This window comes from Planomonospora sp. ID91781 (assembly GCF_015711595.1).
Taxonomy (GTDB): Bacteria; Actinomycetota; Actinomycetes; order Streptosporangiales; family Streptosporangiaceae; genus Planomonospora; species Planomonospora parontospora.
Genome location: NZ_JABTEY010000001.1, coordinates 1,026,749 through 1,050,690, shown reverse-complemented (window position 1 = coordinate 1,050,690; position 23,942 = coordinate 1,026,749). Strand labels below are relative to the sequence as shown.

Here is a 23,942-nt window from a genome sequence, read left to right as displayed (position 1 = left end):
GCACACGAAACGGCGGGTCCCCGCGGTCCGTCCGCGGGGACCCACCGTCCACCGGTTCCCGGTTCCCACCCGTCCAGGTGGGAACCGGGAACCGTCTCAGGCCCGTCCAGGTGGGAACCGGGCACCGTCTCAGCGGCGCCGCTTCACCGTCTTGGTGGCGGTGATCTTCTTGGCGGACTCGACGCCGTTGGTCACGGTGCCGCTGACCTGGACCTGGGCGCCGGCCGGAAGGGCGGCCAGCGTGGAGGCGACCCGGTTCAGGGTGATGACCGCACCGTCGGCGACGGGGATCGTGGTCTGCGCGAGGCGGCCCCTGACCAGGTGGGTCACGGTGACGGTCGCGGCGTCGGCGTCCACCGAGGCGACCACACCGTCCTGACGGAAGTTCCACGTGGTGGTCACCGCCAGAGCCGTGGCGGAACCCACGCTGTTGGTCACGATGCCGGTCACCTTCACCCGGGCACCGGCCGGCACCTCGGCCAGCGTCGCGACGACACCGTCGATGACCACGGTCGCGTCCTCGGCCACCGGAATCACACTCTCCGCACCGTTGGCCGCCGTCACGGTGACGGTCGCGGCGTCGGCGTCCACCGAGGCGACCACACCGTCCTGACGGAAACTCCAGGTGGTGGTCACCGCCAGCCTGGTGGCGGTGCGGGTGCCGCTGATGCCGCTCCCGGTGACCTTGATGCGGGAGCCGACGGGTACCTCGGCCAGCGTCGCGGCGACACCGTCGACGGTCACGGCGGCGGTGGCGGCGACGGTGAGGGTGGCCTGGGAGGCGGTGCCGCCGACGGCCGGGACGGTGACCTTGAGGATCGCGGCGTCGGCGTCCACCGAGGCGACGACGCCGTCGGTCCGGAACGTCACCGACTTGACCGGCGCGGGGCGCCCCTTCGAGGCCGTCACCACGGCGGGAGCCGCCACCGCGAGCGCGGGCTGTACGGCCAGACCGCTGAGGGTCAGGCCGGCGGCGACGGAGAAGGCGAGCAGGTGGTGCTTGCGCATGAAGACGGGCTCCTCGGCTGGTGCGGTCGGACCACGACGATGCGCTCCGAACATGACCCGTTACGGTGCGAATCGGTTGCCCTACGGTTGCCGACGGTTTCTCACCTCAGATCCGCCGGTCGGTACGGCGGACGCTTCCTTCCTCAGGTCCGTCACCCGGTACGGCGGACGGTTCCTCATCGGATTCTCAGGCTCCCGCCATGGGCGTCTCATCCGGTCCGTCGACCATCGATGCAGGTCAACGAAGCGAAACCGAACAAGGAGTGTCATGAACCGCACCAAGCGCCTGGCCGTCATCGCCGGTCTCGGCACCGCCCTCGCCGGAGGGCTGGTCGTTCCGGTGGCGGCCTGGGCCGCCGAGCCGACCCCTGCCTCCTCATCGACGGCCGGCACCGCGACCGACACCACGACCGGCGACGGGCACCGCGGCGAGCACGGCGGACGGGGCGGTCACGGCCGGCGGGCCGCCGAGCTCGCCAAGCTCCTCGGCGTCGACGAGGCCAAGGTCACCGCCGCGATGGAGGCCATCCGCGGAGACCGCGGCACCGGCGGGGAAGCCCGGCCGGACGACCGTACCGCGATGGCCGAGACCCTGGCCGCCGAGCTCGGCGTGAGCGCCGACAAGGTGACCGCGGCGCTGGACACGTTGCGGCAGCAGCGCACCGCCGCGGCCGAGACCGCCCTGGCCGAGCGGCTCAAGACCGCCGTCACCGCGGGCACCCTCACCCGGGCCGAGGCCGACGCCGTACTCAAGGCGCACCGCGCCGGCCTGCTGGGCGGCGGCCCCCGGGGCGGGGGAAAGGCGGCTGACGGCACCACCACCGAGTAGGGCTCCGGTCGGCAGGCCTGACCAGAGAACACCGGCCGGGGCGTGAACCGCCCCGGCCGGTTTCGTGTTCTCATCCGGGCCCACCGCCTCACGAGGCGACCGGCCTCACTTCGATGAGACGCCTGCTGGACCGGCTCGGGCGAGGACCGGACGGTCGGCCGGTACGGCGCGCGCCCTCGTCGTCCGGCGCGTTTCATAATCTAAAACATTGCAGGATCTGAAATTTTCTGACCATCCCGCTCGTTCTGCCCATCGTGGACAGCAGCGAAGAGCTCGGCCGGAGAGACCGGAAGAAGCTCGAAACCCGTGCGGCGCTGGAGCGTGCCGCCCTCAGACTGGTCGCCGAACGCGGTCTCGCCGACGTCACCGTCGAGGACATCGCCGGAGCGGTGGACGTCTCCTCCCGCACGTTCTTCAACTACTTCCCCACCAAGGAGGACGCCCTCATCGGCGGGGATCCGGCGGCCGCGGCCGACCTGCGCCGGAAGCTGGTGGCCGTGCTCTCCGCCGTACCCACGCTTGAGGCGTTGCGCCTGGTGCTGCGGGATGCGGCCGTGAACATCCAGGAGCAGCGTGAGCAGTGGCTGCTCCGGCTCGGGGTGTTCGAACAGAACCCCTCGCTGCTGCCCCGCCTCGTCGCCGGCGGAGCCGAGACCGAGCGCTCCCTGACGGCCGCCGTCGCCGAGCGGTCCGGTGCCGGGTCGGCTGCCGACGGCCATGCCGAGCTCGTCACCGCCGTGGCCCTGACGGCCTTCCGGGTGGCGATGATGCGGTGGAGCGCCGCACGCGGCGAACCTCTCCTGGCCGACCTGCTGGACGACGTCTTCTCCCGGTTGTCCGCCGGGCTGCCCGACCCCCGGCCCCCGGCCCCCTCCGCCGGACTGTCCGGCCCTCGGCCCTCTGACCGTCCTCTCTGAACGCCTTCTCCAGACCCGCTCTCCCGAACACCCTCCCCGAACCTCTCCCGGACACCCCTCTCCTGAACCGCCCCGGCACTCCGCCGGGGATCGCGGACGTCCCCGACGCCGTACCGACCCCGACCCCTCTCTGAAAGATCGAGGAAGCATGACCGCCACCAGCGCGCAGCCCGAATCCGCGGCCGCGCCCCCCGGACCCACCTCTCGCCGGAAGGTCCTGCAAGCACTGTCCGGGCTGATGGTGGGCATGTTCGTGTCCATCCTGGCCTCGACCGTCGTGGCCAACGCCCTGCCGCGCATCATCACCGACCTGCAGGGTTCGCAGACCGTCTACACCTGGATCGTCACCTCGGAACTGCTGGCCATGACGGCCACCGTGCCGCTCTGGGGCAAGCTGGCCGACCTCTACAGCAAGAAGCTGCTGATCCAGCTCTCGCTGGGCCTGTTCGTGGTGGGCTCGCTGATCGCGGGTCTCACCCCGAACGTGGAGATCCTCATCGTCAGCCGCGTCGTGCAGGGCCTCGGCGCGGGCGGCATGACCGCGCTGGCCATGATCGTGATGGCGGCCATGATCCCGCCGCGCGAGCTCGGCCGCTACGCCGGCGTCTTCGGCGCCGTGTTCGGCGTCGGCACCGTCGCCGGACCGCTCATCGGCGGCATGCTCGTCGACACCTCGTGGCTCGGCTGGCGCTGGTGCTTCCTGATCGGCGTGCCGTTCACCATCCTGGCCATCGTCCTGCTGCAGCGCACGCTCGATCTGCCGGTGGTGCGCAAGGAGGTCAAGGTCGACTACCTGGGCGCCTTCCTGATCACGCTGGGCGTCTGCACCCTGCTGGTGTGGTCGTCGCTGGCGGGCAACCAGTTCGAGTGGGCCTCCTGGTGGACCGCGGGCCTGGTGGGCGGCGGCCTGGCCGTCCTGGCGCTGGCGCTCTGGGTGGAGTCGCGCGCGGCCGAGCCGATCATCCCGCTCTCGCTGTTCAGGAACCGCACGGTCACCCTGGCCACCGTGGCCAGCGTGCTGGTGGGCGTGGCGATGTTCGGCGGCACGGTGTTCCTGTCGCAGTACTTCCAGATCGCGCTCGGCAAGTCCCCGACGGTCGCGGGCCTGATGAGCCTGCCGATGGTGTTCGGCCTGCTGGTCTCCTCCACCGTCGCCGGCCAGCTCATCACCAAGTGGGGCCGGTGGAAGGGCTTCCTGGTGGCCGGCGGCGTCGTCATGCTCGCCGGCATGGGCCTGCTGTCCACCATCGACGGGCAGACGAGCACGCTGCTGCTCTCGGTCTACATGGCGGTGCTCGGCATCGGCGTCGGCATGCTCATGCAGAACCTGGTGCTGGCGGCGCAGAACGACGTCCCCGCGCACGACCTGGGCGTCACCACCTCGACGCTGACCTTCTTCCGCAGCATGGGCGGCGCGGTCGGCGTCAGCGCCCTGGGCGCGGTGCTCGCCAACCGGATCACCACGCTGATGACGGAGAAGCTCGGCCCGCTGGCCGCGGGCGGCTCCGGCGGGGAGAGCCACGCCGTACCGGACGTCTCCAAGCTGCCCGCGCCCGTGGTCCGCATCGTCCAGGACGTGTACGCCACGGCCACCGCCGACCTGTTCCTCATCGGCGTGCCGCTGACCGCGCTCGCGCTGGTGGCGGTGCTGTTCATCAAGGAGAAGCCGCTCAACACGCTGTCCGGCACGGAGCGGCTGGCCCAGGAGGAGGCGGTGCAGATTCCGGCTCACTGACCCGGGCGCCGGGGGGCGGAGCCCTGCTCCGCCCCCCGGCTCACCCGCCCCGTTCCCCAGCACACCCGTACGGCCTGCTGACCGCCCCGTCAGCCGCCACCCTCATGGACCGGTGCGGCCGATGCGGCCCGCCCGCAGGACCGGCCGCCTGTCGGGGACGTGGTCACCGACGGATCTGGTGGGTGATGGTCGGGTCGGTGATCGCGGTGTCCCCGGCCAGGAGCACGGCCTTGCTGAGGATGACCGCCAGCACCCGGTCGCCCTCGAACGGCAGGAACACCTGGCCGTCGTCCGTCTCGGCGGCCCGCCCGGGGACGATGCACAGGTACCGGTCGTCGGGAGTCATCAGGATGTTGCCCGACCCGAGATGGATCTTGTAGGTCCGCAGGTCTCCGCGGACGTGCAGGAACCGGCCCTCGACCGTGCAGCGGTCGGCGATCGCCAGTCGCGGCACCAGCCGGGTCAGCAGGTCGCGGCGGGTCTGCGCGGTGCCCGACAGCTCACCGAAGCTGTAGGAGGTCCAGTAGTCGCGGAAGCGTCCGTCCGGCCCGCCGTCCTGCCATGTCGGGTCGTTGCCGACGCTCGCCACCCCGACGAACAGGTCGATGTCGCGCATGACCTCGCTGAGCACCAGTGGCGGCACCTCGTCCAGTGGGACCGGCCCGACGGCGGCGCCACCGCGTGTCCCCTGCTCGTACGCGCAACCGTCGGCGGCGTGCGCGTGGTTGTCCGGTGCGGTGATCGGATAGAAGCGCACCTGGTCGGTGGTGAGCCGCAGATAGGCCCCCGAGTCCGTGGTGTCGACGCCGTAGTCGTCGCCGACGCCCCCGATCCAGAACTCGGCGCGCAGCCCCCACCGCGGCAGTTCCCGGACCGCGGGCGGATGGGAGTCGTCGGCCATGATCCGCAGTCTGTTGCGCCAGCCGCGCAGCGCGGCCAGCGCGTGGAACTGATGCTGGCGCAGGACGTGCGCGGCGTACCGGTTGGAGTAGACGCGGGTGTTCTCCTCCGCGGCGGTCAGCAGGTAGATCTCGCGGTGGGCCTGCTTGAACGGCTGGGTGATCCGGTGGCGTTCCAGCCAGTCGCGCCAGGCGAGCACCTCGGCCGTGTCCCGGCCGATCGGGTGCCAGAGCCGTACGGTCGCGTCCGCGGCCGGCGCGACCGGCGCGTCGTCCACGTCGCGCAGGGCTCCGTCGGCGTAGCCGTACGGCACGCCGTCGACCAGCCAGATCAGCCGCCTGCCGAGCGTGCCGACCAGCGGGTGGTCCAGGTAGCGCTCGCGCCAGACCCCGTACGGCCAGGACCGCTCCGCCAGGAACTGCTGGTCGAGCCGTTCAGCCTGGGCCGCGAGCATCTTGCCGATGTCCTTGGCCGAGGCCTTCAGCTCGGCCAGTTCCCCGGCGTGGTCCCGCCGTACGCCCGCAGGAGGCGACTTGACCGGCCGCCCGGCGGCGTTCCGCCAGGTGAGGGCGGTCCGGGTACCGGTGACGGTCAGCTCGGCGACGGCCTCGCCGAGTCTCTCGACCCTCCGGCCCACCTCGGTGAGGCCGTAGACGGGTACGGCGAGCTCCTCGACCTCCTCGCGGGAGAGCCCGAGAGCGGCGGCGCGCGTGTCGAGCGCCGTGTTCAGGACCTTCAGCGTGCCCTTGTACGTCACCCGGGCGGACAACCGGGCCAGTTGGGCGAGCGCGTCCCCGCCGTCCGTCAGGGAGAGCGCGTGCACGGCCGCGTTGGCGACCAGCGGGCTGCGCGGTCCGAGCCCGGGGACCTTGCGCAGGGCCGTCTCCACCAGCGTGCCGAGGGTCCGGGCCGAGTCCGGGTGTCCGGGCAGGAAGGCCAGCATCCAGGCCAGCCCGCGGACGCCGAACGCGTTGTGCGGGTCGAACTCCGCGTCGTCCATGTGACGGACGGGAATGCTCCTCGGCCGTCCCACCAGGGCGAGCCATCGGACGATCGCCGCCCGCGCGGGCTCGGGTCCCACCGCGTCGAGCAGCCGCCGTGCCCGCCGCTCCCAGGCTTCCGACGGCCTGGCGGAGGTGGCGGTCACCGCGTGCGCCGCCAGCGCCCGCCATTCGTCCCCCAGCACGGCCAGGTCGGCGAGCACCCGGTCGGCCCAGGGCTCACCGGAGCTGAGGGCCGGGTGACCGGGAGGGTCGACCAGGTCCTGGAGGGGCACTCTGCCGTATGCGGCGCGCGCCGTACGCCGGATCACGCCCAGCACCGGCCCCGGAAGCTCCCGGCCGGCTTCCAGCCACACGGTGGCGAGGCGGGTGAGGAAGTCGTGGGCGTAGTGCGTCTTGAACCCGGCGGCCCTGGAGAGGAGTGCCTCCACCGCGTCGAGGTGCTCCCCGAGCGGGACGTCCCGCAGGACGACCTCCGCGAGGGTGTCGGACATGTAACCGTCGCCGAGGTCCAGCCCGGCGAGGGCGATCTCGATCCGGAACTCGTCCGGACAGGTGGCGAGGGCGTCGGCCAGAAGAGTCCAGCCCCGCCCCCACATACCGTTGGGACCCTCGCGCACCACTTCGGTCACCAGCCTCACGGCGTCCCCGCCGTCCACGAGCGCGCGGATCCGCGTGGAGTCGAGCGTCCTGCGGGACATCAGCCACCGACCAGGGGGACGAGCTTGAGGAAGGTGATCTCGGTGCCCATCCGGAGGTCGAGCTCGGCGTCCAGCTCCTCCACCTGCCGGTCGTCGACCAGGACCAGGAACCCGTTGCGGCCGAACGCCTCCACCGCCTCGGCGAACTGCCGCTCGGCGTCCACCCGGCGCCGGGCCCGGGTGCGGTCGCCGTTCAGCGCCCGCTCGGTCTCGCCCGGCTGGACCAGCCCTCGGAAGGCCTCCGGCGAGGCCGCGTTGTACTCGGCGACCTCCTGGAAGACCCGGCGCCGGATCACTTCGCGCAGCGTGATCCGCTCCTCGAAGATCTCCAGATGCCAGGCCTCGCGCCGCTCACCCGAGGTCGTCTCGTCGACGAAGCTCACTCTCACCATGCCTGCGCAGCGTAGAGAACCCGTCCGACATTCACCGCAATCCCAAACAGGACCGGACTTTCACCCGACACCCGGTTCCTCCCGGACGGGTTCTCCTCTTCCTCCCGGACGGGTTCTCCTCCGACGGGTCCTCCTCCGGCCGGTTCCTCCCGGACGGGCTCTCCTCCGGCCGGTTCCTCTCCGGCGATCGAGGCGGACTCATCCCTCCGTCCCGGTTTCGCCCCGCCCTGCACCTCGCCCTGAAGTACCGTTGCCCGCCATGACCGACTTCATCTCCTTCCCCTTCTACGACCTGTTCCACGAGAACGGGCACATCCCGAGGGTCCGCGAGCAGCTTCCCCCGCTCCTCGCCGGGGTACGGCGGAGCATCCTGGAGATCGGCGCGGGAAGCGGCCTGGTCACCACGTCGCTGGCCGACTGGACCCCGGCGGAGATCTTCGCGCTGGAGCCCTCGGACGGCATGCGCGCGCTGCTGCTGTCCCGGCTGGTCTCACGGCCGGAGCTGCTGGAGCGGGTGACCGTGCTCTCCTGCGACGCGCTGAGCGTGGACCTGGACGAGCCGGTCGAGGCCATCGTGATGATCAACGTGATGTACGCCCTGGAGCCGGACTACCGCAGGCGGCTCTGGCCGGTGCTGGCGGACCGGCTGGAGCCCGGCGGCCTGCTGGTCTTCACCTGGCGCGCCGGCGGCCCCCCGGAGCCGCGCCCCCTCCAGGAGCTGGAATCGCGCCGGGTGGGCCGGCACACCTACTCCGTCCTGTCGGAGGTCCTCGGGTCGGACGGGGAGGCGTTCGAGGCCCGTTACCTCTACCGGATCACCGAGGGCGACAGGGTCATCAGCGAGGAGGAGATCACCGGACACGCCTACCGCCCCGGATGGGACGTGATCGAGGGGGAGCTGACCGGCGCGGGTTTCGTCCAGGCCGACGCGCCCGAAGGTTTCCTCGCCTGGCGGCTCGCCTGAGGGTCTCCTCGCCCGGCGGCCCGCCAGAGCGCTTCCTCAGCGCTTCCTCACCTGGCGGGCCCGCAGAGCGCTTCCTCACCCGACGGGTCCACCCGAGGCCGAGCTCACCCCTGCTGCGGCCTGGTCCGGGAGGACCGCAGTTCGAGCACCTCACCCAGCAGGTGCCGCAGTTCGGGACCCTCGATCACGGCTGAGCGCGGCAGCCGGCCGGGCCAGAGGTTGGTGAGCACCCAGAGTTCCTTGACGCCCACCTCCGCCCTGACCTGATCGTCGAACTCCTCGGGGACGTCGTCCGGCTCCTCGGCGCGGTACGCCACGAAGACGGGGAAACGCATCCCGCTCCCCTCCGGGGAGAAACGCTCGGCGAACTCCACGCTCAGGGGGCGTCCCGAGACGCCCCCCAGCGAGATGGCACAACCCAGGAAGACATCGATGACCCCGTCCGGGTCATCGGTGACGGCGAAGCCCCCGCCGGTCGGGTGAACTGAGCGCATGACCGACCTGGATACCACAGGCTCGGCACCTGCCCCTCACCCGCTGCCGACCGGTGGACACCGTGGCCCGCCGGAGGCCCCGGCCGCCTCCGGCCCCCGGAAGGGCCGTGATCCCGGACCCCTGACGAAAGTCAGGGTCGGGTCCGCCCGATCGTCCGCTGTGCGCCCGCCCCGCCGACTTCTAGCGTTCATCGACGTGGACGAACGTCCGGGAGGAGAACGCGATGAGGATGTGGAAGGCCGCGGCGATCGCCGGTCTGGCCGGAGCGCTGCTCGGAACCGGCACGACGGCGGCGAACGCCCTGCCGAAGGCGGCGGAGACGGTCGGAGTCGCTGAGGACGCTGAGGCCACCGAGGTCACCAAGACCGCTGAGACCGTTGAGACCACCGAAGTCGCCAAGACCACCGAGGTCGCCAGGACCGCTGAGGCCACCGAGACCGCCGGACCGAGCACGACCACCGGACTGAACACGACCACCGGACTGAACACGAGCACCGGGATGAGCGCGGCCGCGATCGACCGCTACGTGCGCGGCTACCTCGAGCGGACCCGGCTGCCGGGCGCCCTGGTCGCGGTCACCAAGGACGACCAGGTCGTGCACGCCGCGGGCTACGGCCGCACGGCCACCGGCGAGGCGGTCACCGCGGACACGCCGATGCCGCTCGCCTCGCTGTCGAAGTCGTTCACCGCCCTGGCGGTGCTGAGCCTCGCCGACCAGGGCAGGATCGGCCTGGACGACCCCGTCCGGAAGCACCTGCCCGAGTTCGCCATGGCCGACCCCCGCGCCGGGAGGATCACCGTACGGGAGCTGCTCCAGCAGACCTCGGGCATGAGCGACCGGACCTTCCCGGAACTGACGCTCCCCGCACCGGACACCCTGGAGGACGCCGTCGCGATGCTGCGGGACGCTCCGCTCGCCGCCGAGCCCGGCACCAGGATGATCTATCACAACCCCAACTACGCCGTCGCGGCACGGCTGGCCGAGGTGGTGGCCGGGGTGCCGTTCGCCGACCACCTGGCCGCCGCGGTGTTCCGTCCGCTGGGCATGACGTCCACCACGACGGTGGACGTCACCACGGACCTGCCCCACGCGGGCGAGGGACACGTCCGCGCCTACGGCCAGGTCGTCAGGCGCTCCCATCCCAAGTGGTTCGTCAACGGCTCGTACGGCGTCGTCAGCACCGCCCGTGACATGGCCAGGTGGCTGATCGCGCAGAACGGCGCCGGCGGCGTCCTGCCCGAGGAGACGCTCAGGACCGCCCAGCGCGCGTCCGGCGTGGGCGGCAGCCACTACGGCATGGGCTGGGAGACGGGGAAGACCCCCGGAGGGGCGCCCGCGCTCCGGCACACCGGCTGGCTGCTCACCCACAACTCCGCGCAGACGCTCCTGCCCGAGAGCGGGTACGGCATCGCCGTCGTCACCAACACCGGGATGATCTCCGGTGACGACGCGGTCATCCTCACCGACGGACTGATCGACATCATCGAAGGGCGGACGGACGCGGGCGCCGTACCCTTCACCACGACCGCGGACCCCTGGCTGGGCGGCCTGACGCTGCTCAGTCTCGGGGCCGGCCTCGCCGGGGTGTGCCGTGCGCGCCGATGGGCCCGCCGCCGTTCGGGACAGGCCGTGTGGCGCCCGGCCGTACGGCTGGTCCCCTGGGCGCTGCCGATCGCGTTCTTCCTCGGCCTCGCCGACCTGGTCGGCTTCCTGATGCGCCGCGTGGGCACACTGGATCAGATCTCCTACGTCTGGCCCGCGCTGTACGTCTGGGCGGGCGCGGGCGCCCTGGCCTCCGCCGCCGTCATCGTCTCCCGCCTCGTCCACCTCGCCCTCGCCCGCCGTCCGGCCGCCCCCGCCGGAGGCCGTTCATCCGCTGAAGGCGCGTTCCCGGTGCCGGAACCGGCCCGGCGGCGTCCCGAACCGGCGCCGGAAAGCGCTGGCGAAGGCGAACTCCGAGCTGTAACCGACCTGGTGGGCGATCGACGCCAGCGGCGCGTCGGTCTCGCGAAGTAGCCGCGCGCCGCAGTCGAGCCGCCAGTTGGTCAGGTACGTCACCGGCGGGAGCCCGACGAGCGAGGTGAAGCGGCGGGCGAAGGCGGTGCGGGACATGCCGACCGCGGCACCGAGCTCCTCCACCGTCCACTTGTGCCGGGGGTCGCGGTGAATCCGGTGCAGAGCGGCCGCGACGGCGGGGTCGCCCAGCGCCGCGGGCGGCCCGGCGTCGTCGTGCCAGGCGCGCAGCAGGTAGACCAGGAGCAGATCGATGAGGGCCGGTACGGCGGCGCCCGCCCCCACCCCGGATTCCGGGCCGTCGGCCAGCAGGTCGACCACCGTGCGCATGGCGGAGTGCCGGTCGGAACGCATGTGGATCACATCGGGCAGGCCCTGCAGGAAGGGGTGGGCCTGCCCCTTGTCCGATCGGTAGGCACCGCACACCACATCCGCGTACGACGTGGCACCGTCCTCGGGCGGGAACGCGTCCGGCACCGCGGGCAACTCGGCGAAGGGGCGGTCCGGGGTCCCGCTCAGCCCGTGCGCCGCGCCGTACGGGACGAACACCACGTCACCGGCGTCGAGCCGCACCGGAGGCGCGGACGGCGTGACGAGCCAGCCACCGCCGTCCAGCACCACGTGGAAACCCGTTCCGGAGAACGGCTCGAGCCGCCTGCCCCACCGGCCGGTGCCCCGGGTGCGGCAGAACGATTTCCGCCCGCCCCGCATGCCGCCGATCACGTCGCTGAAGAGGTCCACGCCGTCCGTTCCGCACGATCTCGTATGGATCGGGTCCTTTCGCGCATTCTCCCATACATCCGATGATCCCTACGGTGAAGGCATGAAGGCGATCACTGTGCATTCGTTCGACGACGGGGGCGCCCTGCACCTCGTCGATCTCCCCGATCCCGTTCCCGGGCCGGGGCAGACGCTGATCGAGGTCGAGGCCGCGGGCGTCGGGTACGTCGATGTGATGTCCCGCCGCGGGCAGTACCCCGGGTTCCCCGAGCCGGGGTTCGTCCCGGGCCTGGAGGTCGCGGGCGTCGTCAAGGGGGCCGGCGAGCGGGTCTACGCCATGCTCGGCGGCGGAGGCGGCTACGCCGAACTGGCGGTGGCCGGCGACGTCGTGGTGGAACTGCCGCCCGAGGTCTCCCCGGCCCAGGCCGTGGCGCTCGGCGCCAACGCGCTGACGGCGTCGCTGCTCCTCGACCGGGCCGGCGTGGCCCCCGGAGAGAGCGTCCTGGTCCGCGGCGCCAGCGGCGGCGTGGGCTTGATGGCCGCCCAGGTGGCGGCGCACCTCGGGGCCGAGGTGACCGCGAGCACCCGCTCGGCGGCGCATGCCGGGCGTCTGAACGGGCTCGGATTCTCCACCCGGGACGACGAGGACGCCTCGTACGACGTCGTCGTCGACCCCGTGGCCGGTGCCGACCTCGGCCGCCATCTCGGACGGCTGCGGCCCGACGGCCGTTACGTCGTCTGCGGCGCGGCCGGCGGACTGCCCGCCCCGGACTTCGCCGCCGGTCTCGTGGGACTCTTCCCGCACTCTCCGTCGCTGCTCATGTTCAGCCTCAGCTCGGTCGCTCCCGAGCGGCTGCGGTCGGGGCTGAAGACCGTCTTCGACCTCGCCGCCCGCGGCGTGCTGCGGGGCGTCGCCGACGCGGCCGTCCCGCTCGCGCAGGCGTCGCTCGCGCACGAGCGGCTCGAATCGGGCACGGTCTTCGGCAAGGTGGTTCTGCTCCCGTAGTACGGCGGACCGTGTCGATCCGGCGGGTCGCGGGAACGGGCGTGCTTCCCGGCCGCACCCGTCTCCGCCGACGTGGCGGTGACACAGCGGGGAGGCCCCATAGGAGCACGGTATAGGCGTACGGTGATCAGGCGACCGCGGCACGGGTCACGTCGCACGGGTCCCAGTCGAGGTCCCAGAAGGCCTTGAGCCCGTTCTCCTGGATGAAGCGGCGTTCGCTGGAGTGAATGGGGTAGCAGCCGGTGATGCTGACGGGAAGGTCGTCACCGACGTCGATGCCCAGGAAGTCCTCCCGGTCCAGCCCGATGGGCGCGGAGAGCACGAAGGCGTCCATGTCACTCTCCCCGGAGACGCGCTCCCCGAAGCCGAAGGTGTCCCCGTAGGCGAAATGGCAGTCGCCGCCGCGGAGCCGCTCGGCGAGGTAGGCGACCGCCCAGGCCCAGGCGTCGTCGGCGGAGCGCACGCTGATGCACAACTCCGGCGTGCTGCGCGTCCAGGCGGGATGTCCGGACAGGGACAGCCCGTAGGTCAGCCCGGTGACGAATCCGGGCTCCGGGAGATCGCGGTAGACGATCGCGGTGACGTCGCGCATCCCCGGCCTGGTCGAACGGAAGGGGGTGAACTTCGGCTCCCGTCCGCCGGAGAGGCGGTCCAGATGCGCCAGGTAACGCTCAACGCGGGTCTGCATGTGCCGATTCTGCCGTGAGATCACCGTTCGGATGATCGCTCATCCTCTCCGCCCTCGGGCCTCCTCCTCGCGCAACCGTTCGCACAGCCGGATCAAGCCCGGGGCGTGCAGCGTCCGCCCGCAGCGGCAGCCCGGGACCGTGCACGGGCCGGTGGCATACCAGGTGCGGCCCGCACTCCAGATCGTCCAGCCGGGCCAGGCGTGCCGCAGCAACTCGGCGAGCGCGGCCTGCTCCTGCCGCGTCATGCACTCACCCCCGCGGACCCGTACGGCGGCCGCCACCCGGCGGGTCCGGACGGGTCCGGTAACCGGGAGGCCGCGTGGTGCGCGGCGGGCTCACCGGGCCGCAGCCGGCCCGCACCGCGAGGCGGCGGCCCTCCGGGAGCCGGACGTCCGGCGTCGAGGGCCGGGTGAGGCGGCCGGGACCGGGCGGTCGCCGCCCGCGCTCGGGCCCGTTGCAGGGCGGCCGGGACGCGTGCCCGCGCCAGCCGTACCGCACGCGCCTCCCGCGGCTCGACCGGACGCCACACCGGCTCCACCGGAACGGGCGGCCGGGGTACGGCCTGCGATTCGACCGAGGCGAGCGGCCGGGGTGCCGCCTGCGGCTCGACCGCGATGGGCGGCCGGGGCGCCGCCTGCGGGGCGGGCTCGGCCGTACGGGGCACGGGCACGGCCGGCGCCTCCTCGACCGGCGTCTCCTCGGCGGCCACCGGCACGCACATGCTCGGCCGCACCCACGCGGTCGCGGGCATGCCCTGCTCGTCCAGCCGGGCGGCGCGGATCAGGCCCTGGCGGGCACGTATCTGCGCACCGGAGGGCGCCTGGTAGTCGTGCACGTCGACGCGCAGGCACCCGTGGTCGTACGGCGGGTGCCCGCAGACCGCGCACCCCATCGGCAGCGGCGGCCGGGTGGTGGAGAAGCAGGGCCCGTCGACGGGCTCTCCCTCGGCGTCCGGAGGGTTAAGGTGTCGCATGGATCAGGACCTCGATTCCTGATCAAGGGCCCGGTACGGCGTTGCGAGCGCCTGCCGGGCCCGGCTTATGTGGGGGTTCGGGCCGGTGGGTCGGCGAGAAGTCATGGTGCGGCTCTCACAAGCCCCCGAAAGGGATGCGGACAGTTCACGGCCACCGTTCAGGGAGGCCCAAACTGTCATGACAGATTAGTTGCTGTCATGACAGCTTGCCTCTGTTGTGCGCGAGTGGTCAAGCTGTTCGGGCAGATCGGGGAGCGAGCTCTGGGGCGTGGGATGGCGTATCTGTACGTTCAGGTCGCCGATGACCTACGACGACGCATCCAGTCCGGAGAGTTTCCAGCCGGCTCCCAGATCCCGACCCGGGAGCAGATCAACAAGCAGTACAAGGTGTCGGCCGCTGTCGCGATCAAGGCACTGAGCGTCCTCGTCGCCGAGGGCCTGGTGGAATCCCGCCCGGGAGCCGGAGCGTATGTACTGCCACCCCGCGAGCGGCTGCAGCTGTCGCGGGAACGGCATCGCGAGGTGCGCGGCGGCTCGCCGTTCGCCGGTGACATGGAGACCCAGGGCAAGACGCCGAGATGGCGGGCTCACAGCCGATCCGATGCCGCAACGGCCGAGGTGGCGCGACGTCTCGGCATCGCTGAAGGCGATCCGGTCATGCGGACCGTGTACGTCTACACCGCCGATGACGAGCCGGTGCAGCGCGCCGTCTCCTGGGAGCCGTACGAACTGACCAGGGGAACACCGATCACCTTCCCGGAGGACGGTCTCCATGGCGGCCGCGGGGTCAGGGACCGGATGGCCGTGATCGGCGTGACCGTGACGCACCGCCGCGAGGCGCTGTCCTCCCGAGGGGCGACGGTGGAGGAGGCCCGGGATCTCGGCATCGCGACCGGCGCGGTCGTGACCGTGTTGCGCCGGACGTACTTCGCCGACGACCGGCCGGTGGAGACGGCCGACATCGTCGCCGCCGGGGACCGCACCGAGTTCGTCTACGTTCTACCCATCAGCTGAGCCTCGCCTATCACGTCCGTGCCGCGGATGCGCCTATCGCCGGGCAGCGAGCGGCGTGGCGGCACGGTGAGCGTGTTCGGTGGGCCTCACCGCGCGGCCGGAGATCGGGCCTCCTTCTCGGGAGTGGCCCGCAGCTCGTCCTCCAACTCCTCGACGATCCGCTGGGTGAGCCTCCGCAGCCGTGCCCGGTGCCCGGCCAGCTCCTCGGCGAAGCCCCGCGCCGTCGGGCCCGTCCAGACCGCCTTGCCGGTGAACGCCGAATGCGCGGGGTCCAGGGCCGCTTCCAGCCGCGCCGCGTGCATGCGCACCTTCGTCAGCGCCCGCAGCAATTCCTCCCTGCGGGGATCGGTTGCCATATCCGATGGTTCGGGAGCCAAACGCTTCCCCTTTCTCCTTCGAACGGCTTGCGCGCTCTCCCGGACGATGTGAGATGGTGCGCTCAGACGGCCAGCTCTTTGGAGGATATCCAATGCCCCGTTCCCACCGAGGCCTTCCCGTACGGCTCGGCGCGACACTCCTGGCGTCCGCTCTGGCCGTGGCGGGCTGCGGCGAGAAGAAACCGACGGCGGCCGAGGCTGGCGCGGCCCTCAAGACGCACATCATGAAGCTTCTCAACGAGGTGAGCGCCCAGAACGTCCAGGTCATTGACCCCGGCGGCAAGGACATCCCCTGCGGCGACGGCAAGGCCAAACGCACCTTCGCCGCCACCGGCTTGGACATCGCTGGACAGACGAAGCCCAGAATGCTCAACACCCAACTGCTCGGCGCATTAAGCGGTTTCGCCGATTACAAAATGACCGGACCGGGCGGTGAAAAATTCAGTGTTACCAGTGAAGCAACGAGGACCTCGCTTCACATGGACTCATCGGCGGACGGGCAGTACATGGTCCGGGGGGAGACGGAATGCCTCAATCGGTCATGAGCTTGTCCGTATAGAGACGGGCTCTCTCGAAGGCAGGCTGCTTCGCGCCCTCGAAGTATTGCGTCTCACGACGACTCAACTGCCCGAACGAGAACTTATCCCCTCTGCCCATGCCGTTGTCGACAAACCACTGATCAAGAGCTTGCAGACCTGCTTTCCCCTGCTTGGCGATCTCGTTGAAAGGACGGAGCGCACCGTCCGGGCCGACGATAGAGCCCGACGGGTCCACCTTGGGAGTGAACCCCTGCGCCATGAGAAGCCGAGCTGCTTCGTACGGGCGAGCCAAGGTTTCCGCCCCGTCCAGCTTCTGGATCTCCTCTACTTGCATCTTCGGGTCGCGCCCATAGGTGTAGTACGCGGAGACTCCGGTGGAGAGCGCAGTCCAAGCCCTGGGGATGGTGGAGAAGGGATTGATCAGTCCAAGAACTCCCAGGGTGCCACCCGCGAGGAAGCTCTCGGCGTCTTCGGCGTCCTCGACGCCATCATCGTTGGGCTTGAGAACTCTCACGGCAGCAGCCAACTCGAAGCCCCGCACATTGCCCAAGGCCGCGAACAGGTTGTCCAGCGCGGTGACATCCCCACTACTTCTCGCCATCTCAGAAGCGTGCGGAAGCATGCGATGGAGAAGCTTGTCCATGCCATCGTCGAAGGGACTGCGGGTCTCAGGGGTCCCAGCGAAGGTGGTCATGAAGCGGAAGGTGTCCTCCGGGCTCAGCCGGAAGGCCCCGCGCAACCCGGGAGGCGGCGTCCACTCGAACAGGCCGGGAGTCGTCTGCATGGCGCTGCCCTTGGCCACGTCAGAGTCACCGAGATCTGCGCCCAGGGTGATCTCCGTGGCGTACGAGCCCGCGATCTCCGCCAGGTGGATCCGGGTCGCGTCGTTCAGCCGCCACCCGTCCGCCGTCGTCATCACGGTGTAGGCGAAGAACCCCGCCTCCTGACTGTGCCTGCCGTCCTGCTCGTCGTAGGCGCCGGAGGCCGCGGCCAGGAGCCGCCCGAAGGCGCCCGCCGTCTCCGGGATCCCCATCGTCCGCTCGTTGAGGTCCTTCAGGAACGCGGCCAGCTCCGGCCGGTCGTCCCACTTCTCCGGGGATCCCGGAAGCCGCCCGAAGGGCAGGGCGACGGTCGGCGGAGCCGGGTCGGCTCCGAACCGGGCCGCCGAGCCGATCGCCAGGCGGGCCGCGGCGGGATTGTTCCCCAGCGCATTGAGCACTCCCGCCAGGGCGGAGCCGCCGATCCGGCTGCCGGATCGCAGCGCGGGCGCGGCGAGCCCGGCCAGCCACGCATCCGGGTAGTCCCCGTGGCTCAGCAGCGCCGCGACCGCCTCCACATCCTCGGTATCCCCGGCGCTCCCGGTCATCGCCTTCTCCGCGGCCTTCATCACCGCGGCGAACCCGGGCGTCTTCGCCCCGCCGCCGACCGCGGTGGCGAAGGCCGTACCGGCCGTGCGGAGCGCGTCGGGCCGCCCGTCGTCGGGCAACCGGCGCAGCGCGGCATTCACCCGGCGGATCCCGGCCGGGCCGAGCGCGGCGAAGAACGCGGCGGTGAAGCCGGCGTCGTGCCGGTGCGCCTTCAGCTCCTCGAACACCGCGGCGATCCTCTCGGAGGCGTACGGCCCAGCGAACCGGAACTCGTCCGGGTCGATGGCGGCGAACCGCTCGCCCAGCTCGGTGCCCTGGCGCCGCGCCTCGGCGGGGGAGAGCAGCGACGCCTCCTGGTAAGGCCGCAGGCCCGTGCCGATCATCCCGGGGATCTCGGGTCCGGGGGCCGTGATGGTCGCCACCCGCTGGCGGAGCCTGGGCACCTGCTGCTCGGCCCAGCCGCCGATCTCCCGGATAGGAGCGAGCCCGGCGGCGGGCAGGTCGACGGCGGCCAGTTCCCGGCGGATGTTCTCGGCCTGCTCGGCGATCACCTGCCCGGCCCGCTCCAGCTCGGTGATGAAGCCGTTCATCAACGCCGGGTCGATCCCGGAGAACTCCGGCGCGAGCGGCCCGGTCCCCGGTGGCACAGAGGGCGTCTCCGTCATGCCGTCCATCATCGGCGACGGGGGATCGGGAAGCGAGGGCTCATGAGCAGGTCATCGGCCGGTGGCCGTTCGGGCGCGACGGAGCTCGGCTTCGATGAGGAACCGGTGGTGCCGGACGGTGAAAGCGCCCTCGGACCGGATGCGCTCATGAAGAGCGCGTAACGGCTTCTCATAGCGGTCGTGATCGAAATCAGGCACCTGCCACGAGACGGCGCGCAGGTGGAAGACCACGGCGCCGATGTCCTGGAAAGCGCAGTCGATCATCTCTTCCCGGGCGTCCAGGACATGCAGCCCGCATTCACGGAACCGCTCCTCCGCGACGGCCAAGGTCCAGCTCTTCGGATCCGTGGAGGGTGGTGCTCCCAGTGCGAGATTCAGCTCCAGATCATTGCGGCTGCCCACCTGCTGCGTGAGCAATCGGCCGCCTTCGGTCAGAACGCGCGCCGCTTCGGCCGCGTCGAGCGCACCGTGCCTGTTGAGTACGAGGTCGAAGGCGCCTTCGCGTGCCGGGATGCGATCCGCCGTACCTGCCAGCACAGGGACGTTCATCGATCTGAGCCGCTCGGCGGCGACGGCCACGTTGGGCTGCCAGCCCTCCATGGCGACGGTACGGCGGGGCAGTGGAGCCAGAGAGGCCAGGACCTCTCCCCCTCCGGTGTCCATGTCGAGCAGCCGCCTCGTCGCCGGAAGCAGCGCGGAGGCTCGCCCGGTGTAGGACCAGGACGGTTTCCCGCCGATCGTTCTGCCGCTCAACCAGCTGAAATCCCAGCCGCGGACGGATGCTCGAACGGCTTGATCTACAAGATCGTTGTAGCTGATCACTCGGTCACGCTAATGAGGTTCATGGCCGACGGCCACTGGATTGCCGACGCGACCGGCTTTCCTGAACCGCGCGGTTCCCCGCACGAGACCGGCCCTCAGATCCCCGCACGAGACCGGCCCTCGGACCGAGGTGCCGTTCACCGCGGCATCACCCAGTCCGGCGCCCAGGTCCCGGGAGTGCCGTGGCCGGCCGCCGTGGCGGCGAGGTGGGCGCGGAGGACGGCCAGCGCGGGGTGGGGGTCGTCGCGACGCCACAGCAGTGAGTGCGGGTATACGGGCGTGGGGTCGGTCACCGGGATGCGGCGCAGGCCGTGGCCGGCGGGCCAGACGAGGCGGGTCTGCCCGCCCATGAAGGTGGCCAGGGCCGGGGTGTCGGCGATGGTGTCGAGGAGCGCGTCGGAGCCGAAGTTGGGGCCGGTCGCCTCGATGGTGAGGCCGAACTCGGCGGCCAGATCGTCGTAGTAGGCGGTCCACTCGGTTCCGGGGGCGAGGCCGGGCATCCAGATCCGGTGCCCGGCGAGCTGGGCGACGGTCACCGACCGGGCGCCCGCCAGCGCGTGGGCGGGGCCGACGAGGAGCTGGAGCGGCTCGTCGAGCACCCGGACCGACTCGATGCCCTCGGGAAGGGGCCGGCCGGGCACGGCGACGGCGCGGAAGGACGCGTCGATCGCACCGGACCGGATGGCGGCGACGGCGGTCTCGATGTCGAACAGCATCACCACGTCGAGGTCGATCTCGGGGTGCGCGCGGTGGAAGCCGCGCATCAGGCCCGAGGCCGCGCTGCGCGAGGTGATCATGTCGACACGCAGCGGACGGTGGCCGATGCGCACGGAGGCGACCGCGCGCTCGGCGGCCCGGAGCAGCTCCCGGGCGTGGGGCAGGAACGCCTGCCCGTCGATGGTGAGCTCGGCGCCGCGCGGCGTACGGGTGAACAGCCGCACGCCGAGGCTGCGTTCCAGCGCGGCGATCCGCTTGGAGACGGCCTGCTGGGTGACCGCCAGCTCGGCGGCGACCTCCTGGAACCGCCCCGCGTCGGCGGCGGCGATGAAGGTCCGGACGGCTTCGAGGTCCATACGGACACACCCTAGGGATACAACCATCGGTTGTGGATGGGCGGCCTGATGGTTGTTTGATCCCTGAGCGTGGCGCGCGCTTCGATGCTTCCGATCGCGGATCGGTTGTGCGGGTGAGCGGCGAGGAGCGTCAGGCATGCGGAGCGGGCACCGGTTGGGGCGGCGGTTCGGGTGGCTCTGGGGGGCGTACGGGACCAGCGCGCTCGGCACGTGGCTCGCCTTCGGCGCGTTCCCGCTGATCGCCGTCCAGGTGTTGCACGCCGGGCCCGCGCAGGTCGCAGCGCTGTCCTCGGTGGGAGCCTTGGCGGGCGCGGCCGTGGCGGTGCCGCTGGGCCCGTGGGTGGAGTTCCGCCGCAAGCGGCCGGTGCTGATCGGGACGGACCTGGTGCGGTTCGCGGCACTGCTGACGATTCCCGCCGCGTTCGCGCTCGGCGTGCTCTCCTTCGTCCAGCTCCTGCTGGTCTCGGTCGTCGTCGCGGCGGCCGACATCACCTTCCGCGCCGCCTCCGGCGCCTACCTGAAGACGCTGCTGCCGGCCGAGCACCTGCTCGTCGCCAACGCCCGCTTCGAGTCGACGGCCTGGACGACCACGGTCGTCGGACCGCCACTGGGCGGCGCCGCGATCGGGCTGCTCGGTCCGGTGGCGACGGTGGCGGCCGACGCGGCCAGCCACCTGCTCTCGGCCCTGGGCATCGGCGCGATGGGCGGCCGGGAGCCGCGGCCCGAGCGCCGACGGGCCGCGCGCATGCGGGCCGGCGACCTGCTCGACGGTTGGCGGTACATCCTCGCCGACGCGACGCTGCGCCCGCTGTTCTTCAACACCGCCGCCTTCAACGGCCTGGTGATGGCCACCGACGCGCTGCTGGCCGTCCTGATGCTCGGCCGGCTCGGGTTCACACCGTGGCAGTACGGCCTCGCCTTCGCCGTACCCGCGATCGGCGGGCTGATCGGGTCGCGGCTGGCCCGGCCGCTCGTCACCCGGTTCGGGCGGCACCGGGTCCTGGTCGCGGCCGGGACGCTGCGCGCGATCTGGCCCGTCGGGCTGGCCTTCCTGGGACCGGGGACCGGCGGGCTGCTGCTGGTGATGGGCGTCGAGCTCGGGCTCATCTTCTGCTGCGGGGTCTTCAACCCCGTCTACGCCACCTACCGCCTCGAACGCACCGCGCCCGACCGGGTCACCCGCACGCTGTCCGCCTGGACGGTGACGACCAAAGCCTCGACCGCGCTCCTGACGGCCGTCTGGGGCGTGCTGGGCAGCCTGCTCGGCCCGCACACGGCCATCGGCCTGGCCGGAGTGCTCCTGCTGGCGACTCCGTTGCTGCTCCCTCGACGCGCCGCAGCGCCCCTCCCCGTATCCGGCGCCGGGTTCCCGAGAGGCGGCCGGGGCCTCGGCGGACACCTCTAGGCGGTGCGGGCATCGTGCGTTGCACGGTTGGCGAGGACTTCGTCCATGTGCGTCTCGGCCCAGCCCCTGAGTCCGCTCATCAGGTGATGCAGTGACAGGCCGAGTTCGGTGAGCTCGTAGGAGACCGTGACCGGGACGGTGGGCGTCGCGGTGCGGGTGATGAGACCGTCGCGCTCCAGGGAACGCAGCGTCTGGGTGAGCATCTTCTGGCTGACGCCTGTGATCAGCCGGGACAGCTCCGAGAAGCGCATCGCCCGAGGCCCGCCCGGGCGGTCCGCGTCGGGGCGGTCCGCGTCGGAGCGGTCCGCGTCGGAGCGGTCCGCGTCGTCCTGAGGCAGACCGCCGTCGAGCCCCGCGGGGCGGCTCCCCTCACTCTGTGAGGCCCCGCCGCCGCCGAGTGCACACAGGATCAGGGCGACCCATTTGTCGGAGATCCGGTCGAGCAGCTTCCGGCTCGGGCAGACGGCCAGGAACGCGTTGTACTCGATCTTGGCCAGGGCTCTCTTCTCGGCCGCCGTGGTCGTGCTCATCGTCCGCTCCTGTCACCTGCGGGTCACCAAGGCACCTTGAAGTGCCTACTTCCCATTGGAGAGTTACCTAACCAGTATGAAGTGAGGCGCCACAAGGCGTCATCGTCGAGATCGATACGAAAGACAAGAGATATGAGCGCGCTCTCCCCTTCCCTCCCCGGCGGCACCTGGGCTCTGGGCGATCTGACCGTAACCCGCTTCGGCTACGGCGCGATGCAGCTCGCGGGCCCCTGGGTCATGGGGCCGCCCGCCGACCGGGACGGTGCGATCGCCGTCCTGCGCGAGGCCGTCGACCTCGGGATCACCCACATCGACACCAGTGACGCCTACGGGCCGCGCATCACCAACCGGTTGATCCGCGAAGCGCTGCACCCCTACCCGGAGTCGTTGCACATCGTGACGAAGGTCGGCGCGCGGCGGGACGAGCAGGGCGGATGGCCGACGGCGCGGCAGCCGGACCAGCTGCGCCGCCAGGTCGAGGAGAACCTCGAATCCCTCGGGCTCGAGGTGTTGGATCTGGTGAACCTCCGACTCGGCGACGCCGAGGGGCCTAAGGCGGGATCGATCGCCGAAGCGTTCGAGACCCTTGTCGAGCTCCAGAGGGAGGGGGTCATCCGTCACCTCGGTGTGAGCAACGCCACCGCCGAGCAGGTCGCCGAAGCCCAGGGCATCGCGCCGATCGTGTGCGTGCAGAACATGTACAACCTCGCCCACCGCCACGACGACGAGCTGATCGACCGGCTCGCCGCCGAACGCATCGCCTACGTGCCGTTCTTCCCGCTCGGCGGGTTCAGCCCCCTCCAGTCCGCCACGCTCTCCGCGGTCACCGCCCGGCTGGAGGCCACCCCCATGTCGGTCGCCCTGGCCTGGCTGCTGCACAGGTCGCCGAACATCCTGCTGATCCCCGGCACCTCCTCGGTCGCGCACCTGCGCGAGAACATCGCCGGCGCCCGGCTCTCGCTGTCCGACGAAGACCTCGCCGAACTGGACAAGATCGGACGCGAGTGACCCTCTCCAGGGTCCACCGCACCCGGCCGGTGCCCGGTGAACGGGTCGAGGGCGGGCATCGGGCGAGCCCTCGGTCCACCGGCGGAGAGAAATCGTTCCGAGTGCGCCTCCGACCATGATTTAGAAGTCGGTCATGCCCTTCCGTCCGTGGCAGCTCTCCCGCTTCGGCTCTTGACCCAACCCCTCCGCCGTCCGAGACCATGTCGGCCATGTGGTTCTTCCGCTTCCTCGCTATCGGGCTCCTCAGCGGGATCCTGATGATCCCGCTCCTGCACTCCCCGCGGGGCGACGGATTCGAGCACCTGCGCTTGGATGCGATCATGAGCCTGGAGGTCGGCTGGTTCCTGTTGGTCCCGATCTCACTGGTGGTCGGAGCCGGGAAGACCTTCTCTGCCAGCGAGCGCCCCCGGCCGACGCCTCCGGGCTTCGTCCTGGGAGGGGTCACCTTCGCGTTCGGCGCTCTGGTTCTGCACCAGGCGATGGCGGCGTCACGATGGCTCAACGGCTCGCCGTCCGGAGTCGGCGATCCGGACGGTGAGTACGTCATGGCGGCGTTCGCCGAACTCTCGGGTGTGGTGATCATGCTCGTCGGCATGGTGATCCTGATCGGTCGGGTGGTCGCCGTCATCGATTCCCGGAAGGCGAACATCCCGGCACCCATGAGCCGTCGATCAGAGATGGGAAAGCCGAGCTCCTGACATCCTGCTTGCAAAGACGCATACTGATCTTGCTTCACCAGGGAAGACGCAGCTCAGTATGCGGGTGGCATGCCCATGAATCCACACCATTGCCCTCACT

At 71.3% G+C, this 23,942-nt stretch carries 23 protein-coding genes and 1 pseudogene; 11 read left to right on the top strand and 13 right to left on the bottom strand.

Going from position 1 to position 23,942, the window contains the following annotated elements; all coding sequences use genetic code 11:
• Window positions 1-129 precede the first annotated feature (129 nt).
• A complete protein-coding gene (locus tag HS048_RS04850) occupies window positions 130-1,008 on the bottom strand; it encodes a hypothetical protein (RefSeq protein WP_196466267.1) in 879 nt (292 codons plus the stop codon).
• 268 nt (window positions 1,009-1,276) lie between these two features.
• Here HS048_RS04850 and HS048_RS04845 point away from each other — a divergent pair, with 268 nt between their 5' ends.
• The 3 genes from HS048_RS04845 (at window position 1,277) to HS048_RS04835 (ending at window position 4,489) form a co-directional block, all read left to right on the top strand.
• Window positions 1,277-1,837 carry a hypothetical protein gene (locus HS048_RS04845; protein WP_196466266.1) on the top strand — a complete coding sequence of 187 codons (561 nt, stop codon included), beginning with the start codon at window positions 1,277-1,279 and terminating at the stop codon, window positions 1,835-1,837.
• 254 nt (window positions 1,838-2,091) lie between these two features.
• A complete protein-coding gene (locus HS048_RS04840) occupies window positions 2,092-2,754 on the top strand; it encodes a TetR family transcriptional regulator (protein ID WP_196466265.1) in 663 nt (220 codons plus the stop codon).
• A 148-nt stretch (window positions 2,755-2,902) separates the two neighbouring features.
• Window positions 2,903-4,489: an MDR family MFS transporter gene (locus tag HS048_RS04835; RefSeq protein WP_196466264.1), complete on the top strand. Its 1,587-nt coding sequence runs from the start codon at window positions 2,903-2,905 to the stop codon at window positions 4,487-4,489.
• Window positions 4,490-4,652: 163 nt separating this feature from the next.
• Here HS048_RS04835 and HS048_RS04830 read toward each other — a convergent pair whose 3' ends face one another.
• Together HS048_RS04830 and HS048_RS04825 are read right to left on the bottom strand one after the other, a co-directional pair.
• Window positions 4,653-7,091 carry a DUF4132 domain-containing protein gene (locus tag HS048_RS04830; protein WP_196466263.1) on the bottom strand — a complete coding sequence of 813 codons (2,439 nt, stop codon included), beginning with the start codon at window positions 7,089-7,091 and terminating at the stop codon, window positions 4,653-4,655.
• A complete protein-coding gene (locus tag HS048_RS04825) occupies window positions 7,091-7,483 on the bottom strand; it encodes a hypothetical protein (RefSeq protein ID WP_068897835.1) in 393 nt (130 codons plus the stop codon). Before HS048_RS04825 ends, HS048_RS04830 begins: the two co-directional genes overlap by 1 nt.
• 259 nt (window positions 7,484-7,742) lie before the next feature.
• Here HS048_RS04825 and HS048_RS04820 point away from each other — a divergent pair, with 259 nt between their 5' ends.
• The gene (locus HS048_RS04820; RefSeq protein WP_068897834.1) at window positions 7,743-8,447 is read left to right on the top strand and encodes a trans-aconitate 2-methyltransferase; all 705 of its coding nucleotides are present in this window, start codon (window positions 7,743-7,745) and stop codon (window positions 8,445-8,447) included.
• 104 nt (window positions 8,448-8,551) lie between these two features.
• Here the strand turns inward: HS048_RS04820 and HS048_RS04815 are convergent, their stop codons facing one another.
• On the bottom strand, window positions 8,552-8,941 hold the full coding sequence (locus HS048_RS04815; RefSeq protein ID WP_068897833.1) for a hypothetical protein: 390 nt from the start codon (window positions 8,939-8,941) through the stop codon (window positions 8,552-8,554).
• A 224-nt stretch (window positions 8,942-9,165) separates the two neighbouring features.
• Between HS048_RS04815 and HS048_RS38695 the strand changes: the two are divergent.
• Window positions 9,166-10,359, top strand: a pseudogene (locus tag HS048_RS38695) (serine hydrolase domain-containing protein); the annotation flags it as partial.
• 453 nt (window positions 10,360-10,812) lie between these two features.
• Here the strand turns inward: HS048_RS38695 and HS048_RS04810 are convergent.
• Window positions 10,813-11,697 carry an AraC family transcriptional regulator gene (locus tag HS048_RS04810; RefSeq protein WP_196466262.1) on the bottom strand — a complete coding sequence of 295 codons (885 nt, stop codon included), beginning with the start codon at window positions 11,695-11,697 and terminating at the stop codon, window positions 10,813-10,815.
• A gap of 82 nt (window positions 11,698-11,779) precedes the next feature.
• Between HS048_RS04810 and HS048_RS04805 the strand changes: the two genes are divergently transcribed.
• Window positions 11,780-12,682, top strand: coding sequence for a zinc-binding dehydrogenase (locus tag HS048_RS04805; RefSeq protein ID WP_196466261.1), 903 nt, complete (start codon window positions 11,780-11,782; stop codon window positions 12,680-12,682).
• Window positions 12,683-12,809: 127 nt separating this feature from the next.
• On the opposite strand, the gene HS048_RS04800 is transcribed toward HS048_RS04805, so the two are convergent.
• The 3 genes from HS048_RS04800 to HS048_RS04790 are packed head-to-tail and all read right to left on the bottom strand — an operon-like array spanning window position 12,810 to window position 14,344.
• Window positions 12,810-13,370, bottom strand: coding sequence for a suppressor of fused domain protein (locus HS048_RS04800; protein ID WP_196466260.1), 561 nt, complete (start codon window positions 13,368-13,370; stop codon window positions 12,810-12,812).
• Between the two features lie 39 nt (window positions 13,371-13,409).
• On the bottom strand, window positions 13,410-13,616 hold the full coding sequence (locus HS048_RS04795; protein ID WP_196466259.1) for a hypothetical protein: 207 nt from the start codon (window positions 13,614-13,616) through the stop codon (window positions 13,410-13,412).
• Window positions 13,613-14,344: a hypothetical protein gene (locus HS048_RS04790; protein WP_196466258.1), complete on the bottom strand. Its 732-nt coding sequence runs from the start codon at window positions 14,342-14,344 to the stop codon at window positions 13,613-13,615. The genes HS048_RS04795 and HS048_RS04790 overlap by 4 nt, the downstream gene beginning before the upstream one ends.
• Window positions 14,345-14,542: 198 nt before the next feature.
• Here HS048_RS04790 and HS048_RS04785 point away from each other — a divergent pair, with 198 nt between their 5' ends.
• The gene (locus tag HS048_RS04785; RefSeq protein WP_196466257.1) at window positions 14,543-15,358 is read left to right on the top strand and encodes a GntR family transcriptional regulator; all 816 of its coding nucleotides are present in this window, start codon (window positions 14,543-14,545) and stop codon (window positions 15,356-15,358) included.
• Between the two features lie 86 nt (window positions 15,359-15,444).
• On the opposite strand, the gene HS048_RS04780 is transcribed toward HS048_RS04785, so the two are convergent.
• A complete protein-coding gene (locus HS048_RS04780) occupies window positions 15,445-15,714 on the bottom strand; it encodes a hypothetical protein (RefSeq protein ID WP_196466256.1) in 270 nt (89 codons plus the stop codon).
• Between the two features lie 113 nt (window positions 15,715-15,827).
• On the opposite strand from HS048_RS04780, the gene HS048_RS04775 reads away from it, so the two are divergent.
• Complete coding sequence (locus tag HS048_RS04775; protein ID WP_196466255.1) at window positions 15,828-16,280, top strand: hypothetical protein; 453 nt, start codon at window positions 15,828-15,830, stop codon at window positions 16,278-16,280.
• Here HS048_RS04775 and HS048_RS04770 read toward each other — a convergent pair.
• From HS048_RS04770 to HS048_RS04760, 3 genes are all read right to left on the bottom strand, one after another.
• Window positions 16,267-18,306: a hypothetical protein gene (locus tag HS048_RS04770; protein WP_196466254.1), complete on the bottom strand. Its 2,040-nt coding sequence runs from the start codon at window positions 18,304-18,306 to the stop codon at window positions 16,267-16,269. The two genes, HS048_RS04775 and HS048_RS04770, sit on opposite strands and share 14 nt — an antisense overlap.
• Before the next feature lie 51 nt (window positions 18,307-18,357).
• Entirely contained in the window at window positions 18,358-19,128 is a 771-nt protein-coding gene (locus HS048_RS04765; protein ID WP_196466253.1) for a methyltransferase domain-containing protein, read from the bottom strand.
• A gap of 137 nt (window positions 19,129-19,265) precedes the next feature.
• Complete coding sequence (locus HS048_RS04760) at window positions 19,266-20,201, bottom strand: LysR family transcriptional regulator (RefSeq protein ID WP_196466252.1); 936 nt, start codon at window positions 20,199-20,201, stop codon at window positions 19,266-19,268.
• A gap of 136 nt (window positions 20,202-20,337) precedes the next feature.
• Between HS048_RS04760 and HS048_RS04755 the strand changes: the two genes are divergently transcribed.
• Complete coding sequence (locus HS048_RS04755; RefSeq protein WP_196466251.1) at window positions 20,338-21,606, top strand: MFS transporter; 1,269 nt, start codon at window positions 20,338-20,340, stop codon at window positions 21,604-21,606.
• Here the strand turns inward: HS048_RS04755 and HS048_RS04750 are convergent.
• Window positions 21,603-22,136 carry a helix-turn-helix domain-containing protein gene (locus HS048_RS04750; RefSeq protein ID WP_196466250.1) on the bottom strand — a complete coding sequence of 178 codons (534 nt, stop codon included), beginning with the start codon at window positions 22,134-22,136 and terminating at the stop codon, window positions 21,603-21,605. The two genes, HS048_RS04755 and HS048_RS04750, sit on opposite strands and share 4 nt — an antisense overlap.
• A 132-nt stretch (window positions 22,137-22,268) precedes the next feature.
• On the opposite strand from HS048_RS04750, the gene HS048_RS04745 reads away from it, so the two are divergent.
• Window positions 22,269-23,144 carry an aldo/keto reductase family oxidoreductase gene (locus tag HS048_RS04745; protein ID WP_196466249.1) on the top strand — a complete coding sequence of 292 codons (876 nt, stop codon included), beginning with the start codon at window positions 22,269-22,271 and terminating at the stop codon, window positions 23,142-23,144.
• 320 nt (window positions 23,145-23,464) lie between these two features.
• Window positions 23,465-23,842 carry a hypothetical protein gene (locus HS048_RS04740; protein WP_196466248.1) on the top strand — a complete coding sequence of 126 codons (378 nt, stop codon included), beginning with the start codon at window positions 23,465-23,467 and terminating at the stop codon, window positions 23,840-23,842.
• Window positions 23,843-23,942: the final 100 nt, after the last annotated feature.